Source organism: Actinacidiphila paucisporea, from assembly GCF_900142575.1.
GTDB lineage: Bacteria > Actinomycetota > Actinomycetes > Streptomycetales > Streptomycetaceae > Actinacidiphila > Actinacidiphila paucisporea.
The window spans coordinates 60,714-75,802 of sequence record NZ_FRBI01000003.1; the positions used below are offsets into that span (position 1 = coordinate 60,714).

The window sequence follows — 15,089 nt, forward strand, 5'->3', positions numbered from 1 at the left end:
GGTCTCCCTCGGTACGCGTACGGGTGCGGCTGCACGGTGGACCGTTGCGGGGCGCGGAAATCATCGGTCCCCGGCGGGCGGATGCGGCGCGCGGACACGGCAGGCGGACACGGCAGGCCGACACGGCGGGAGACGAATGTGCGCGCGGGTCGGATGTTCTGTCCCTGAGCGGTAACGCTCAGCCTCAGGAGCCCCTGCCGGGGGCAGGATCGCCTACGGCACCAAGGCTTCACTCGTCAGCACAGCCAGCACTCCCGGCGCACAGGAAAGAGGCACACCATGGGCACCAGGACCATCGGCCGCACCGTACCGGCGCTGCTGCTCGTCACCGCGGGCCTGGCACTGGCGGCGTGCGGGCCCTCCGACAGCTCGGGCGCCGCGCCTGTCGCGTCCACGTCCTCCAGCCCCACCGCGGCGGCCACCGCCACCTCCGAGCCCCCGTCCGCGACGGACACCCCCGCGCCCGGCGCCACCACCACGACCCCGCCGACCGAGCATCCCGCAACCACGGGCGGCACGGGGGGCGGATCCGCGGGCGGGATACAACCGGCGTGCGCCACGGCCAAGTTGAAGACCACCGTCGAGAGTGAGGGAGGCGCCGCGGGCAGCGCCCTCTACACCCTGGTCTTCCAGAACACCGGCAGCGCCCCCTGCACCCTGCGCGGCTACCCGGGCGTCTCCTTCGTGAAGGCCCACAACGCCCAGCTCGGCAAGGCGGCCGCCAGGACCCCCGCGGCCACCCCCGTCGTCACGCTGATCCCCAACGCCCACGCGTACGTCGACCTGCGGACCGTCAACGGCCAGGGCGGGTACGACGCGAGCCAGTGCGGCCTCGCCACCGTCCCCACCCTCCGCATCTACCCGCCGAACCAGACCGAGTCCACGAACATCGCCTGGAACAAGCAGGAGTGCGTCGCCTCCGGGATCCAGAACCTCCAGGTGGGCCCGGTGCACACCAACCGCTGACCAGGCCGTCGCCGGCCGCGCCGCCCCACCCCGTCCCACCCCGTCCCACCTCGCACCGCCCAGCCGCACCCCCGTACACCCGTGCGATCCGGAATGAGATGATCCGGCGCATGGAAAGCCGGACGACCGACCTCGCCACCGCACCCGCGCCGGAACCGGGGCCCGGACCCGGTGCGGACTGGGCGCTGCACCCCGCCACGACGGCGGACGTCGAGCCGATCGCGGAGCTGCGCGCCCTCGTGATGCGCCCGGACCTGGAACGCCTCGGGCGCTACGACGAGCACCGCGTGCGGCAGCGCCTTCGGGACGCCTTCTCCCCGCGGCACACCTCGATCATCACGGTCGGCGGCGATTTCGCCGGCTGCGTCGCCCTCCGTCCGGCCGAAGTCGCCGGCGAGGGAGCCGCCGAAGTCGCCGGTGAGGGTGTGGCCGGGCAGTGGCTGGAGCACTTCTACCTCGACCCGCGCCACCAGGGCCGCGGCCTCGGCTCGGCCGTGCTGCGTACGCTGCTGGACCGCGCCGACGAGCAGCACGTCACCGTGCACCTGAACGTCCTGCAAGGCAGCGCCGCCCGCCGCCTCTACGAGCGGCACGGCTTCGTCGTCACGGCCGAGGACCCGATCGACGTCTACATGACCCGCCTTCCGCGCTGAGGACCCGCACCGGCGACCCGCAGGAACGACCCCGCCCCCGGAAGGTGCGCCGGGGGCGGGGAGGTCGAGCGGATCGGCGGAGGTCAGCAGGAGAGGTTGCCGCCCGCGGGTACGCCCAGGAGGGACGTGAAGCGCTGATAGGCGTTGACGCGGTCCTGCACCTCGGCGGGGTTGCCGCCGTTGCACTCGATGCTGCCGTTGATGCTGCGGATGGTCTCACCGAAACCGGCGCCGTTGACCATGGCGTTGTGCGGGGTCATCGTGCCCGGTCCCGACTGGGTGTTCCAGTACCACAGCCCGGTCTTCCAGGCGATGGCCGAGTCGGTCTGCACGAGGTTCGGGTTGTGCAGCAGGTCGATGCCCAACGAGTCGCCGGCCGCCTTGTAGTTGAAGTTCCAGCTGAGCTGGATGGGCCCGCGGCCGTAGTACGCCGACTGGCCGGCGGGGCAGCCGTAGGGCTGGCTCGCGTCGCAGTAGTGCGGGTAGTTGGCGGTGTTCTGCTCCACGATGTAGACGAGACCGCCGGTTTCGTGGCTGACGTTGGCGAGGAAGGCCGCGGCCTCCTGCTTCTTGACCGTGTCGCTGCCGGTGGTGGCGAAGCCCGGGTACGCGCTGAGCGCCGCGGTCAGGCCGGCGTAGGTGTAGAAGGAGTTCCGGCTCGGGAACATCTGGTTGAACTGCGTCTCGCTGACCACGAATCCGCCGGCGGGCGGCTGGGTGGTGCCACCGGTCGTACCGCCGGTGGTGCCGCCCGAGCCGGAGCAGGTGTAAGGGCTCCAGTACCAGGTGCTGATCGTCGGGTCGTAGCCCGGGTTGTCGTGCGTGGCGATGTAGTCGAGGCCGTTGCTGTACTGCACGATGTTGCCGGTGACGTACGAGCGGCCCGCGACCCACGCCGGGTAGCTGCACCCGCCGCCCGAGCCGCCGGTCGTACCGCCGGTGCCGCCCGAACCACCGCTGCACGTACCCTGGTCGGCCCAGACGTCGGCGGCACCGGGCGTCTCGCCCTGCGTCCACCACTTCGCCGACCAGTTGTGGGTGTTGTAGGAGGCGGTCATGCCGCCGGTGTAGACCGAGGACGAATTCCACGCGGCGGCGCAGGTCGCCGCCGAGGCGGGTGACGCCAGGGGTACGAGGACCACCAGGCCGACGACGGCCGCGAGTGCGGCCAGGAACGCGATGAGACGCTGTCTCGACAACGTGACCACTCCTTATGGGGGTTGAGTGGGGTCGAGGGCAACACTCCCACGGATTGGTCTGGACCTGTCAATAGTCTGGACCAACGCCGGCCCGTCGGCGGCGGCGCCGCGCGGTGGCCGGAGCGCCGGGCGGGGAGGTGCGTCGGGGGCGGGTGTCGGGGAGGGTGAGGGTGAACAGGGACGCGGCGAAGGCCATGGCGGCGAGGACCAGGTAGACGGTGCGGTAGGCGGCGGGCGGGGCGGTCGCACTGGACTCCGAGGTGTTGGCGATCAGCAGGGTCGCGACCAGCGCCGGGGCCATGGCCATGGAGAACTGGCTGGTCACACTGTTGAGCGTGGACGCCTGCCCCATGTCCGCCTTCTCGATGGTGCTGAACGAGACGACGGTGAGGGGCATGAAGACCGCACCCATGCCCAGGCCCAGCAGGAACATGTAGAGCCGGAAGGCCCACGCCCCCGTGCCCGCGTCCACCGTGGTCATCACCGCCAGCACGACGGCGACGCAGAAGATCCCGGAGGCGATGATCAGGCGCGGGCCCACCCTGTCGTACAGCCTGGCCACCACCTGCACGGTGAGCAGGACGCCGATCGCCTCGGTGAAGGTGCTGCTGCCGGACCGCAGCGCACTGCCGCCCTGCGCCTCCTGGATGAACAGCGGCGCCGCGTACATGGCCCCCATGAACGGCACCACGCCGATCAGGCCGACCACCTTCGTGTCGCGGAAGAGCGCGTCCTTGAACAGGCGCAGCCGCAGTATCGGTGCGGGGGTGCGGAGTTCGAAGACGACGGTCGCCGTCACCAGTACGGCGCCGGCGGCCAGGCTGCCGGCGATCGGCGGCGAGGACCAGCCCTGCCTGGCGCCCTCGCACACGCCGTACATGAGCAGCGATATCGCCCCGCCGGACATCAGCAGGCCGGGCACGTCGAGCCGACCGGGCGCCCCGTGCCGGGAGTTGTCGAGGAAGACCAGGCCGAAGAGGAGGGCGGCGGCACCGAAGGGCAGGTTGACGTAGAAGACCCAGCGCCAGGACAGGCCGTCGATCAGGACACCGCCGAGCATGGGCGCGACCGCCGGCGCGATCTGCTGCGGGATGGTCATGATCCGGGAGGCCCGCACCCGCTCCGCGGGCGTGAAGGTGCGGAAGAGCATGGCGGCGGCGACCGGGGTCAGCAGCCCGCCGGCCAGGCCCTGCAAGCCGCGGTAGACGACGAGTTGGCCGAGGCTGTCGGCCGATCCGCAGAGCACGGAGGAGGCGGTGAACAGGCCCATCGCGGCGAGCAGCACCGGCTTGCCGCCGAAACGGTCGCCGAGCCAGCCCGAGAGCGGGATGCTGATACCCACGCACACCGGATAGACGACGACCACGCTGTCGCTCCCGGCCGCCGACACGCCGAACTGGTGGGCAATGGACGGCAGCGCCACGGTGGTGATGGCACCGTCCATCACCACGAGGAAGAACGTGGCGACGAACATGACGGGTACGACCAGGCGCTGGTCCAAGCGGCGGCCGGACATGGTCCTCCTCCCCCCGGGGCGGGCGCCCGGGGCGGTCTGCGGCGGGTAGTGCGTGCGTCGCCCTCAACGGCGTGCGTCCCCGGCACCCACGGGGTGAGAGGATATGCTGAGTCTACTCACTATGAGTCAGCGCATGAAGATGGACGGGCGTCGTGCGCCGCAGGTCGAGCGGGGAATTCGACGTTACGGGTGGACGCACGGGTGGACGCACGAGTCGACACGGTGGTCGACGCACGCGTCGGGCACAGCAGTCAGGCGCAGAAGTCAGGCGCAGAAGTCAGGCGCGACAGTCGAATGCAGAGGGAGTGTGGCGGGACCCAGTGGTGCAGACCCGGAGCAGCGACGTACTGGTCGACGACCTCTTCAGGACGACGGTGCGCCTGCGTACTTACGTCGACGCCCGGCTGCGCGGCCACGGCCTGTCCGTATCGCGCCTGCGACTGCTGAGGGCACTCGCCACCGCGCAGGGCGAACCGCTGCGCATGCGGGACCTCGGCGAGGTGCTGAACGTCGCCCCCCGCACGGTCACCTCCCTCGTGGACGCCCTGGAGCGCGAAGGCCTGGTCGCGCGCGTACGCCACCCCACGGACCGCCGCGCGTACCTCCTCGCCCTGACCGACCTCGGCCGTACCACCCACACCAAGGCCGAGGAGATCGACCGCACCGCGCTGGCCACCGCGACCCGCAGCCTGAACGCCTCGCAGCGCGCGCAGTTGCTCGAACTGCTGGCGGTGCTGCGGGAGTCGGTGCCGGACGCCCTGCCGGGCCCGCCGGAGGGCTGAGGAGGCGGTCCGGCGGGACGGACCGGCGGGCGGGACCGGCCTTTGTTCGCCCGTGCCCGTGCCCGGCGTGGGCTAGGCTCGCAGCACGCCATCGGGGTGCCCGGTGCGCAGGCAACGGATACTTCTTTCTGCAAAAAAGAGGGACCCGGGTTCGAATCCCGGCGGGTCCGGCTCCGGCCGGCCTGTGGTGCAGCGGCCCAGCACACTGCCTCCGTCGCCGACTTGGATCTCGGGCACTCCGCGGCCGCCGTCGCCGATCCGCCGCGCGGCGCCGCGTAACCCCGCTCCCTACGCGGCAGGCAGCGGCTGGACGGTCAGGTGGTAGTCCTGCCGGATCCGTACGGGCCGCGGTCGGGGCCTGTCCGCTTCGCGGCGGTCGTGCCAGGATTTCGCCAGTGGCAGCTACCGCCGGAGGGGGCTTCATGACAGCGCCGTTACTCAGTCCCACCGCAGGCAGCCCGCCGGGGGCACGCCCGGGGCGCGGCCGTGCGAGAGGTCGCGCGGGCAGCGCGGGAACCCCTGGTCACCAGGTCGGTCCAGCGTGAGTTGGGGTGAGCCGACCGGGCCGATCGACATCACGCCGTCCGATCTCGACGCGGCGGCCACGACGTTCGCCGGCGGGCAGACCCGGCTGGACGGCATCGCCGACACCTTGGGCTCGGCACTGCGCGCCGCCGCGGGGATGGCCGGCGACGACAAGTACGGCAAGCAGTTCGCCAAGAGCTACGACCCTGCGGCCAGGGCGCTGTTCACGGTGCTGTCGGCGTCCGTGAGGGCGGTCGGCCAGTCCGCCACCGGGCTGGTGCGTACCGCGAACAACTACCTCACGGCCGACCACCACTCCAACCCCAAGGCGGGTAAGAGCACGCTGAAGCTCTTCGGCTGGCCCGCGGTGGTGGACGACGTGATGTATCCCGACCCGCCATCGGCGATCGGCGGCGGCAGCAACCACTGGCCCCCGCCGATCGACAAATACTGGGCGAACGGCCACCAGGACCGGCTTCGTTCCGCGGCAGCCGCCTTCCGTACGGCGGCCGGAGACATCAACGGCCTCGGCGTCAGCCTGCACTTACAGGTGCAGGCCATCACCGACGTCAACACCAGTGGCGCCGTCACAGCGATGGCCGCCTTCTGGGCCCGGATCTGGCACGAAGGCGACCCCGGCGGCCTCGCCCCGCTCTCCACCGCACACCTCGCCTGCACGCAACTGGCGTCGGTGTGCGAGAAGTTCGCCGCATCCATCGACAAGGCGCACAGCGAGTTCGAGCACAAGGTGACCGAGGCGGGCCTGGCCATCGGGATCACCACCGCACTGGGCGTCCTCGGTACGGTCGTCACCCTCGGCGGGTCCGACGCCGGGGCGGCCGCCCTGGACGCCGGCGAGGCCGCCGTGCTGTTCGCGTCCGTCGACGGCATCCTCGACACCGCCATGGCCGACCTCGCGGCCGAGGACATAGGCGAGTTGGAGACCGTCCTCGCCTCCGCCGCCGAAGGCGTCCCCGAGGTCGAGGCGGTGGACGCCGAGACCACCGAGGTCACCCAGGCACTCGACCGCGAGATGGCCGAGGCGGAAGCCAGAGGCGGCGGGAAACCCCCGCCGGAGGAGCCCGGAGAGGAGCCTCCCGGCAGGGGCGCCCAGAGGCGCGGCAAGGAATACGAGGACCATCTGCACGAGAAGCTCGACGGCGAGGGTAATTTCAAGGAGGGCGGGCGAGAGTTCGACGGAACCCTGCGGGAAGGCGATCGCGAATCCTGGTACGAGGCGAAGTCCGGGAGGTACTGGGAGCTGGCCGAACGGGATCCCAAAGTCCTGGCGAAATTCAAGTCGAGCCTGGGAGACGCGCGGCGGATCGCGCAGGCGAACGGAAAGAACTTTCTCCTCATATCCGAGAACGACATCCCGCAGAGTATCATCGAGTGGCTCACCAAGAAGGGCTTCTCTTGGCGCATCATCCCCATGGAATAGGAGTGACCGTTGTCCAGAAGCGCTGACATCGACCTCACCTTCGGCTGCTCGGTCAGCGTCGCCGACGTCCTGAAAAACCTTGCGGGCAGGGGCTGGACGCCGGTCGAGCCGCTGGGGATCTCCTACATGATCGAGGAGGACGACGACCTGGACTGGGCGCAGGAAGAACCGGCCAAGCAATCGGAAGTCCTCGCCAGTCTGGACGCATTCGCGGTACGTTCCCTGCATGTCGGCATTTCGGTGTACCGGCCGGACGCGGAAACGGGTGGGCTGCTGCTTTTCTACCCGGGGCGGCAGGAAGCGTCTTTCACACCGTCGATCAACCGTCGTACGCTTTCGTCGGCGCCGGAGATGACCGACATCGCGTGGTATATCGAAGAGCTGGTGCACCCGCTGCTCGCCGGGGACTTGCTGGGTTACCAGGCGCGGGACATGGCCGACTGACTCGGCGGGGGGCCGTATCGGCGACGTCAGTCGCGGGTCGACCTGCGCGTCGCACTCCGGGAGGAAGGCCGTCGTCGGAACAGCGCGGCCCACAGGAACGCCACGCCGAACAGCGCCGACTCGGGCGGTTGCTCGCGCATGCGGCGCAGTTCGACCTCCGCCAGGTCGGAGAAGATCCAGCGTAGCGATTCGGGTGTGTAGGCGAGGCCGCCCTGCAGGCTGCGTGCGCGGTAGAGGTCCGCGTCGGGAAGTTCCGACCCCATTCCCTTCTCGCCGGCGGCGAAGCAGGTGAGCGCGAGGTGGCCGCCGGGGACCAGGACGCGGTCGAGGAAGGCCAGGTAACTGACGCGGCGGTGCGGCGGCAGGTGGTGGAAGCACCCCGAGTCGACGACCAGGTCGTACGGGCCGTTCAACTCGCCGGCGGGGAGGGCGAAGGCGTCACCGCACACGAAGCGGACGTCCACTCCGGCCTCACGAGCCCGGTCCTCGGCCCAGGTGACGGCCACCGGGGAGAGGTCGACGGCGTCCACCTCGAAGCCGTTCGAGGCGAGGTACAGGGCGTTGCGGCCCGGTCCGCATCCCAGGTCCAGGACCCGGCAGGGGCTGATCAGGCCCTGCTCGACGTAGGCGGCCAGGTTCTCGTCCGGCTTCGCGGGGAAGAAGGGCACCGGCCTGGAGCGGTCGCCGTACAAGCGGTCCCAGAAGTCCCTGCCGTCGCCGGTCGCCGGCCGACCGGCCTCGGATCCGGTCGTGAACAGCGCGTCCAGCAGCGCGAACACATCGTCGACAGTGCGTACGTTCCGGTCCATCCGGCCCCCTCTCAACCCGGAGCGATCGTAGGAACGAGGAGCGTGAAAGGCCAGGTCGGAGGGTGTGGCGCGACGGCTGGAACGGGCTGCTGCGGGCGCCGTAGGACACCGGCGGGAACCTTCTCCGGCCCTCGGCCCCTCCTCCGCCCAAGCACCCGTGCGGGGTCAGGAAGGGGCCGTCCCGGCACGCGCGCGGCACACTATTTCACTGGGTTCTCCGGGCGACCGAAGAGCCGCGCGTATGCGGTCGGTCACCGATGCGCCTCGTAGACATGGTGCTTCCCGGCGGGCAGGCGCTGGATGGCCAGCAGGGCGACGTCATCGGCCGGCTCTTTTCCCGCGTGGCTGATCAGGTCGCTCTGGATCTGCCGCAGCAGGGCGTCCGGGCTGGACCCGGAGAAGGAGCCGAGGCGTTCGGCGAGGGGGTAGAACTCCCCGCTCGGCGACCGGGCCTCGATGACGCCGTCGGTGTAGAGGAGCAGGATGTCGCCCGGTGCGAAGGGGATGGAGTCGGTCTGCTGGGCCGCGGCGGGCAGCCCGCCCAGGCCCAGCGGAGGTGAGGCGTGCTCGAAGTCGAGAGTGGTGACGTGGTTGTGGTGGATCAACAGGGGTGGCGGATGCCCGCAGTTGATCACCTCCGCGAACGGGTCCTGATCGGGGATCTCCAGCATGAGCGCGGTGACGAAGTGCTCGCCGAGATCGGTCTCGACATCGGCGACCTCCTCGATGTCGCGGCTGACACTCTCCTCGAGTGCATCGACGAGATCGGGCAGTGTGCGGCACCGGTGCGCGCCTTCCCTGAAGGCACCGAGAACGACCGACACCTCGCCTATCGCGGCGACTCCCTTGCCCCGTACGTCTCCCATGATCACTCGGGTGGACGGATCCGAACCCCGGGCGGTGGCGAAGAGGTCCCCGCCGATCCGGGCCTCGTCCTCGGCAGCCAGATACAGCCATCCCAACCGCAGAGGACCGATGCGATTCGGTGGGGGCCGCAGAATGCACCGCTGGGCCGCGTCGGCCACTGACCGCAATCGGGTCAACTGCCAGTTTCGGTGCTCCCGCACATAGCTGGTGGCGACCATCGCGGTGCACAGGGCCACCAGGGCAGCGAGTTGCGCTATGTGGTTGGTCATACTCTCGCCGTTGAATCCGTCGACGAGTTCCTGGGCACCGACCGCCACGAGCCCGACCAGTGCGGTCGTCCGCGGCCCCGCGAAAGCGGCGGTCAGCGCGGGGGCCAGCGCCACGAGCGGACCGAGGTGGATGGCCGCCGACGACATCATGTCCGCCAGGCTGATCAGCGCGATGATCGCAAGTGGCAGCGCCACTGTCATCCGGCCCCGTGGCTTTGTGACGAGGTGGTCCCACTCGGCGCGCCAGCCTTCCACTTCTTCGATTCTACGCAGGGTTCACAGCCGCGGCAGATTGAAGCGGGCCGGTTCCGGTCGGGGCCCAGCTTCCTTCCGGCGCCCGGCGCGCGCGGCGTCCCGGTCAGCGGGTCCAGCGCCGGCGTCCCGGTCAGCGGGGCCGGCGCGCTGGCGGGACGTTGTCAGCGGGTCCGGCGCTGGTGGGGTGCTCCCGCCGGAAACGCGCGGGCGACCGCGGCCATGCGGTTGGAGACGTGCAGCCGGCGGTAGGCGTTCTCCAGGTGCTTGCGCACCGTTCCTTCGGACAGGCCCAGCCGGCGGGCGATCTGGATGTTGGTGTGCCCCGCGGCGAGCAGGTGCAGCAGTTGCCACTGCCGGGGTGTGAGCCGGGGTGCGGGGTGCCGACGCTGTTCGGCGTCCAGGTACGCCTCGTGCAGGTGCGGCCGCAGCAACGTGAGCAGCGCGCGGTCACGCTCGGAGAAGTCGGGACCCGGCCCGCGGAACAGGAATATCCGCAGGGTCCGGCCGGGGCCGGCGGTTCCCGGCGTTCCTGCGGGCATGCAGAGCATGAGCTCGTGCTCGATCCCCAGCGGCCGGTAGTAGTCGGTGTACATCCCGGTGCTGTGCCATTGCCTGGCCGAGTAGAAGTCCGTGATCGTCACGACACTGCGCAGGTCGGCGGTGCGGTCGGGGTAACTGCACGGCTGGCAGTCCCAGTAGTGGCACCAGTGCGTCACGTCGGCGTCGGGGAAGGGTTCTTCGGCCGCCTCGCCACCGCCACCGGTGCCTGTCTGCGCCAGCCACCACGCCTGCCGGTGACTGTCGAAGCCTGCGACGGTCAGTTCGTCGCAGCGGATCTGGCCCACCAGATCGCCGAGTAGGGAGGGTGGCAGCCCCACTTCCGGCACATCGGTGCGTTTCTCCTGGACGATCCCCGCCAAGGTGCGCAGATCCACATCGCTGACCGATAACAAGCTCGGCATCGGGCCCCCCATCCCCGCACCCAGCGTATGCGGTCGCCGAGGCCTCGGGCATACGCAAACCCTCGTATGGCGGCCCTTCTGCCGACCCACTCATGATGCACGTGACCGACTGTCACGCGGCATACGGGGACCGGTACGCGCGCACGGCGGGACCGGAGCCCACGGGTGCCGGCAGCACGTTTCTCATGGAGGGGGTACGTACGATGTCAGGTAGATTGATCGCCCGACTGTCCGGTACGGCGACCGCGCTGGCCACCGCCGTCGTCCTGGTGGCCGCGACCGGGGCGACACCCGCCCAGGCCGTCTCGATCGGGGATTTCACCGGCTACGCGGGTTATGTGAAGCAGGCGTACGACGCCTACCAGAAGTTCTTCGGAGGGGCGCTCACCCTGGACCAGGCGACGACGCAGATCGAGAACGCGATCACCGCCGCCAAGTCCGAGATCCTCAACGAGATCGACGCGGTCCAGGCGGCCGACGTGCAAGCGTGCGCCCGCAGCGCGGTGATAGAGGTCGCCGACATCCGCGTGCTCTCCCCGGACAACCGGCAGGCGTTCGCCGCCGCGACAACGAGCTGCGTCACGCTCGCCCAGGCGGACGTCAACGCCTTCTCCGACCTGCACGCGGTCGACAGCGTCGGGTTCGCCCTCAACACCGTCGGCCCCATCGCCCTGTTCGCCCGCACTTACGCGGGCGAGAGCACCGTGTTACTCAAGTCCACGCTGGTCTCAGCCGAGCAGTCCACCATCAACCGGCTGACACCGCACTGCTTCGGCACTCCCCTGTGGGGCGACACCGAGCCGGGTGCCGCGTCCGTCGAAGTCCAACTGCAATGCACGGCGTTCAACGGCACCTCCGGCTTCGACTCGGTCTTCATCAAACTCAAGCGCGGCCAGCCGCTGCCCCCACTGAACTACTCGTACGCCATCGAGCAGGCGATGACGGCGACGAGCTACCCGGTGGCCGAAGCGGCACTGCCCCTCCTGGCGGGCTGACCGGCCCACTCCCAATCGGCGAACAGGGGCGCCGCGCCCACCCGCTTGGGGGCGCGGCGCCCCTCGTCGCCTTCCCCCGTTCCCGTTATCGACACAGGGCGCCGCACTGGCCGGTGTGATCGCTCAGCAGATCGCGCCGTGCGCGCCCGCCGGTCCCGGCAGCGTCGCCCCGCATCCGGTGTCCACGCGTACGCAAGGAGCACCCACCGTTCACCCTCCCTACGCCTGGCCAGGCAAAACGCCGCCCTCAAGTGCGGAACGACAACATCGACTCAGATTGCGAGCTCAGTGCCTGCTTCCGCAGGTTGGCCAGCTTGGCGGCCTGTTGACGTGAGGCATCCGGCAGGGCAGCCTCCGCGCGTTTCTGGGCGGCGCGTACGGCCGCTACGAGGGCGCTCTGCCGTTGGCAGGTGGCGTCCCGCCCGGCGAGCTGGAGTTCGCGGCGACTCAGGTTCTGAAGGGCGAGTCTGTCACTTCCGGCCTTGGAGGCAGCCCCCTGGATCGCACCGCGCGCCTCTTGGACGGTCGTGAACGACTCACCCCTGCCGCGCATGCAATCGGCCCAGGTCTGCTGCGCCGTACGGAACCCCGGGTCTGAGGTGACCCCGGCAATCACCCGAACGACCAGGCCCGAGACAGTAAGCTCTGTCTGCTCCCAGGAACTGCCGTAGAACGCGCGCCGGCCGAGGTAGACACAACCGTCCGTATTGATGCGCATCTCGGGGCTGTCTGGCGCGCGGAGAATGCGCTCGTGCTTGCCGCTGCCGGTCAGGGCGTTCTGCCATGCGGTGCGGCGGCCCTCATCCATCTGGGCGAGGAACTTCGCGTTGGGGTCGGGTGGCGGCCCCGCCAGGAGCGCTGCGGTCAGGCCGTAGCCGTCCTGAGCGGCCTGCGCTTGAGTCAGTAGCCCGTAGGGGTTCTCCTCCGCCAGGCGTCCCGGGGGAACCGTGAGGTAGGGAAAGCCCCGCTGCCGCATACAGGTGGCGACGGCCCGTTCCTCCGACTCGTGGAGGAGCCGGGCCTGTTGTAGGGGGACCGCGTCGATGCCATCGAAAGGCGCGGGAAGTACATCGCTACCCCGGTGGGTGGGTGCCTGGCCGCACCCACCCACCGCCAGCAGACACAGAGCGATCATGACCGCTGGTACGGAACGCATGTCATCAGCACCAGTAGTTGGAGGCGACGTTCTTGTAGAAGGCGGTGCCGGTGAGGTCGCCGATGCCGTAGCCGCGCGGGATGGTCACGGAGCTGCCGGTCCGGCCGAGGCCGCTGTAGATTCGCACCGAGCACTGTGTCCCGGAGTTGGACACCGACACTGCGTTGTTGAACTTGTTGTATTGGAGCAGGTTGTCGTTGTTGCCGTACACCGTTCCCGGGTCGCCCGCGTAGTTCGCGGACAGGTAGGCGCAGAGCGCGCCCGAGGGGCATGTGCTGGCGGACGCGGTCGCGGCCGACGTCATGGCCAGCCCCATGCTGACCGCCGCGACAGCGGCTCCGCTCGCCATCAACTTTTTGAGCACGTTTCTTCCTCCTGTTTGGCGTTCTCCGGATCCGGTCTGCCGATCGACCCGGGCGTGCCGAACCCGGTCGCGTTGCGGCCCGCGAAGGCCGGCGCCACAGCGGGCTGCGTGCATCAATCAACCAGCCAGCGCCAGGGGAGGACCAGCAATTCGAAGGTGCTCGAATCGGCCGGGAGGAGGTTTCACTCACCAAGGAGCTGGGTCGCACGATGGGTCTGCCGATACATCACGGAGCGCGCGTCCCGGATCTTGGTGACCAACCCCGAGCGGTGAAGGACAGCCAAGTGGTACGACACGGTGCTGGGGCTGAGCCCATGGCAGTGAGCCAGTTCACTCGTGCTCCGGGGAACGGACAGGTCCGCCAGGAGCGCGGCGCGAGTCGGACCAACGAGGTCGCACGCCGGCGACGGCCGTGCGTCCCGGGATGTGCCCACCGGACGCATCCGATACCACACGGCCGCCCGCACATCGCCGGGGCCGTGCGTGATGTCGACACCTCCGCGCTGGCCGAACACCCGCGGCAACAGGACCAGATCACCGACTTCGCGGACCCGCACGTCCGCCCGCGCAGCAACCCGAAGCCGCCCGGCTGCGTAATCCACGTCACGAGTCAGTCCGGTCAGCGTCGCCGCCATGCCGATCTGGGTGATGCGCTGCGAGCGATAGGCGATGTCCGCCTCGCTGAGTGCGCGTAACCCGGGCCAGCGGTCTGCCAGGGAGATCCGCCACACCTGCGCCAGTTCCGCGGCCGCAGCCTCGGCAAAGGCTTGTTCACCGCCGTCCAGCGCCCGCAGTAACGGCTGCGGCACCTCTCGGCCCGACTCCCGGGTCTGATCCAGCACCAGTCCCATCTCCTCCCGCACCTGCTCGGGTGAGGCCGTCGCGATGGCGTGCAGGCACTCATCGAACGACCGCTCATACGTGGGGGGGTGGGGAGCCGTGAAATCGGGGATGTAGTCGGCTGGTCCGCAGAACAGCGCGCGAACAACGTTGAGGCGACGGGATGTCAACGCATAACGCAGGGGCTGAATCCACTCACGCGTTCCGGCAGGCGCGCAAGCGCGCAGCATCATGAGCGAGTCGACGAGGATGTGGCTCTGGGAGATCGCGAAGCGTAAACTCCCCATCCCACGGGCGTCCAATTCCAGCTCGATCACAGGAGATCCTCTCGTGATTGGGGATGACCGCCCGACAGCCTCCCACCTGACGCTGCGGCTCGTACGATCAGAATCAGCGCATTTGCTCCGGATCCAGGTGGAGACCGCGTCTGCTGCTGTACGGGCAGTGGGAGGGGGAACTGGAGCACACCCTGCGGCACGATCTCGCGTTCGTATGGGGAGCCCGCCGCTCCACCCGAAGCGGCACTGGCCGAATTGCAAGGGATCACCGCACCGGCGGACGTCGAGATCAAGCAGGCCGTCGACCGCTGGGCGCAGTACACACCGCCGGGCACGTTGCAGCAATTCGACGGTGACGCGCTGCCGCACACGGGCTTCGCCCCGGACAACGTCCTGATCGCAGGAGGTCGGGCACGGCTCATCGACTGGGCATGGCCGACACGCGGCGCCGCCTGGATCGACCCGGGCGCCCTCGCGCTGCGCCTCATGGAGGCCGGCCACCCGGTCGGGGCCGCGATCGAATTCGCCGACCGCTTCCCGTCGTGGTGCGACGCGGCGCCCGAAGCACTCGCGGCGTTCGGTACGGCGACGGCGTCCCTGTGGAGGGAGATCGCCGAGCAGGACGAAGCGCTGTGGAAGCGGGCGTTGGCAAAGCAGGCGACGGCCCTGGCACGCGCCCTCGACACGAGCCCTTAGCCGCGGACGACGCTGGCGGATTCAGATCCCGCGCAGAGTACCGCGTATCCGCCACCCCTAGCCGCCGGTCGC

General features: G+C 69.8%; 15 protein-coding genes and 1 tRNA gene. 8 read left to right on the plus strand and 8 right to left on the minus strand.

Features of this window, described 5'->3' with window-relative positions; all coding sequences use genetic code 11:
* Positions 1-279: 279 nt before the first annotated feature.
* Together BUE44_RS06345 and BUE44_RS06350 are read left to right on the plus strand one after the other, a co-directional pair.
* A complete protein-coding gene (locus BUE44_RS06345) occupies positions 280-966 on the plus strand; it encodes a DUF4232 domain-containing protein (RefSeq protein ID WP_073494730.1) in 687 nt (228 codons plus the stop codon).
* 110 nt (positions 967-1,076) lie between these two features.
* Positions 1,077-1,619, plus strand: coding sequence for a GNAT family N-acetyltransferase (locus tag BUE44_RS06350; protein ID WP_200804352.1), 543 nt, complete (start codon positions 1,077-1,079; stop codon positions 1,617-1,619).
* Between the two features lie 83 nt (positions 1,620-1,702).
* On the opposite strand, the gene BUE44_RS06355 is transcribed toward BUE44_RS06350, so the two are convergent.
* Both BUE44_RS06355 and BUE44_RS06360 read right to left on the minus strand, forming a co-directional pair.
* Complete coding sequence (locus BUE44_RS06355; RefSeq protein ID WP_073494732.1) at positions 1,703-2,818, minus strand: glycoside hydrolase family 19 protein; 1,116 nt, start codon at positions 2,816-2,818, stop codon at positions 1,703-1,705.
* A gap of 67 nt (positions 2,819-2,885) precedes the next feature.
* Positions 2,886-4,334, minus strand: coding sequence for a DHA2 family efflux MFS transporter permease subunit (locus BUE44_RS06360; RefSeq protein WP_073494734.1), 1,449 nt, complete (start codon positions 4,332-4,334; stop codon positions 2,886-2,888).
* Between the two features lie 323 nt (positions 4,335-4,657).
* Between BUE44_RS06360 and BUE44_RS06365 the strand changes: the two genes are divergently transcribed.
* The 4 genes from BUE44_RS06365 to BUE44_RS06375 all read left to right on the plus strand — a co-directional run bounded on the left by BUE44_RS06365 (position 4,658) and on the right by BUE44_RS06375 (position 7,526).
* A complete protein-coding gene (locus BUE44_RS06365) occupies positions 4,658-5,116 on the plus strand; it encodes a MarR family winged helix-turn-helix transcriptional regulator (RefSeq protein ID WP_073495359.1) in 459 nt (152 codons plus the stop codon).
* 96 nt (positions 5,117-5,212) lie between these two features.
* Positions 5,213-5,286: transfer RNA gene (locus BUE44_RS37380), tRNA-Cys, on the plus strand.
* Positions 5,287-5,657: 371 nt separating this feature from the next.
* Positions 5,658-7,082, plus strand: a complete 1,425-nt coding sequence (locus tag BUE44_RS06370; protein ID WP_073494736.1) for a hypothetical protein — start codon at positions 5,658-5,660, stop codon at positions 7,080-7,082.
* A gap of 9 nt (positions 7,083-7,091) precedes the next feature.
* Complete coding sequence (locus BUE44_RS06375; protein WP_073494738.1) at positions 7,092-7,526, plus strand: hypothetical protein; 435 nt, start codon at positions 7,092-7,094, stop codon at positions 7,524-7,526.
* 26 nt (positions 7,527-7,552) lie between these two features.
* Here BUE44_RS06375 and BUE44_RS06380 read toward each other — a convergent pair whose 3' ends face one another.
* The 3 genes from BUE44_RS06380 to BUE44_RS06390 all read right to left on the minus strand — a co-directional run bounded on the left by BUE44_RS06380 (position 7,553) and on the right by BUE44_RS06390 (position 10,688).
* Positions 7,553-8,335 (minus strand): class I SAM-dependent methyltransferase, encoded by a 783-nt coding sequence (locus tag BUE44_RS06380; protein WP_073494740.1) that lies wholly within the window; start codon positions 8,333-8,335, stop codon positions 7,553-7,555.
* 251 nt (positions 8,336-8,586) lie between these two features.
* Positions 8,587-9,672 (minus strand): PP2C family protein-serine/threonine phosphatase, encoded by a 1,086-nt coding sequence (locus tag BUE44_RS06385; protein ID WP_073494742.1) that lies wholly within the window; start codon positions 9,670-9,672, stop codon positions 8,587-8,589.
* 215 nt (positions 9,673-9,887) lie between these two features.
* On the minus strand, positions 9,888-10,688 hold the full coding sequence (locus tag BUE44_RS06390) for a helix-turn-helix transcriptional regulator (RefSeq protein WP_159450235.1): 801 nt from the start codon (positions 10,686-10,688) through the stop codon (positions 9,888-9,890).
* Between the two features lie 203 nt (positions 10,689-10,891).
* On the opposite strand from BUE44_RS06390, the gene BUE44_RS06395 reads away from it, so the two are divergent.
* The gene (locus BUE44_RS06395; RefSeq protein ID WP_143172473.1) at positions 10,892-11,683 is read left to right on the plus strand and encodes a hypothetical protein; all 792 of its coding nucleotides are present in this window, start codon (positions 10,892-10,894) and stop codon (positions 11,681-11,683) included.
* Positions 11,684-11,930: 247 nt separating this feature from the next.
* Here BUE44_RS06395 and BUE44_RS06400 read toward each other — a convergent pair whose 3' ends face one another.
* The 3 genes from BUE44_RS06400 to BUE44_RS06410 form a co-directional block, all read right to left on the minus strand.
* Positions 11,931-12,818 (minus strand): hypothetical protein, encoded by an 888-nt coding sequence (locus BUE44_RS06400; RefSeq protein ID WP_073494748.1) that lies wholly within the window; start codon positions 12,816-12,818, stop codon positions 11,931-11,933.
* A gap of 25 nt (positions 12,819-12,843) precedes the next feature.
* Positions 12,844-13,203, minus strand: a complete 360-nt coding sequence (locus BUE44_RS06405) for a peptidase inhibitor family I36 protein (RefSeq protein ID WP_235001934.1) — start codon at positions 13,201-13,203, stop codon at positions 12,844-12,846.
* Between the two features lie 182 nt (positions 13,204-13,385).
* Entirely contained in the window at positions 13,386-14,360 is a 975-nt protein-coding gene (locus BUE44_RS06410) for an ArsR/SmtB family transcription factor (RefSeq protein ID WP_073494752.1), read from the minus strand.
* A 216-nt stretch (positions 14,361-14,576) separates the two neighbouring features.
* Between BUE44_RS06410 and BUE44_RS06415 the strand changes: the two genes are divergently transcribed.
* Positions 14,577-15,017 (plus strand): hypothetical protein, encoded by a 441-nt coding sequence (locus BUE44_RS06415; protein WP_235001935.1) that lies wholly within the window; start codon positions 14,577-14,579, stop codon positions 15,015-15,017.
* Positions 15,018-15,089 lie beyond the last annotated feature (72 nt).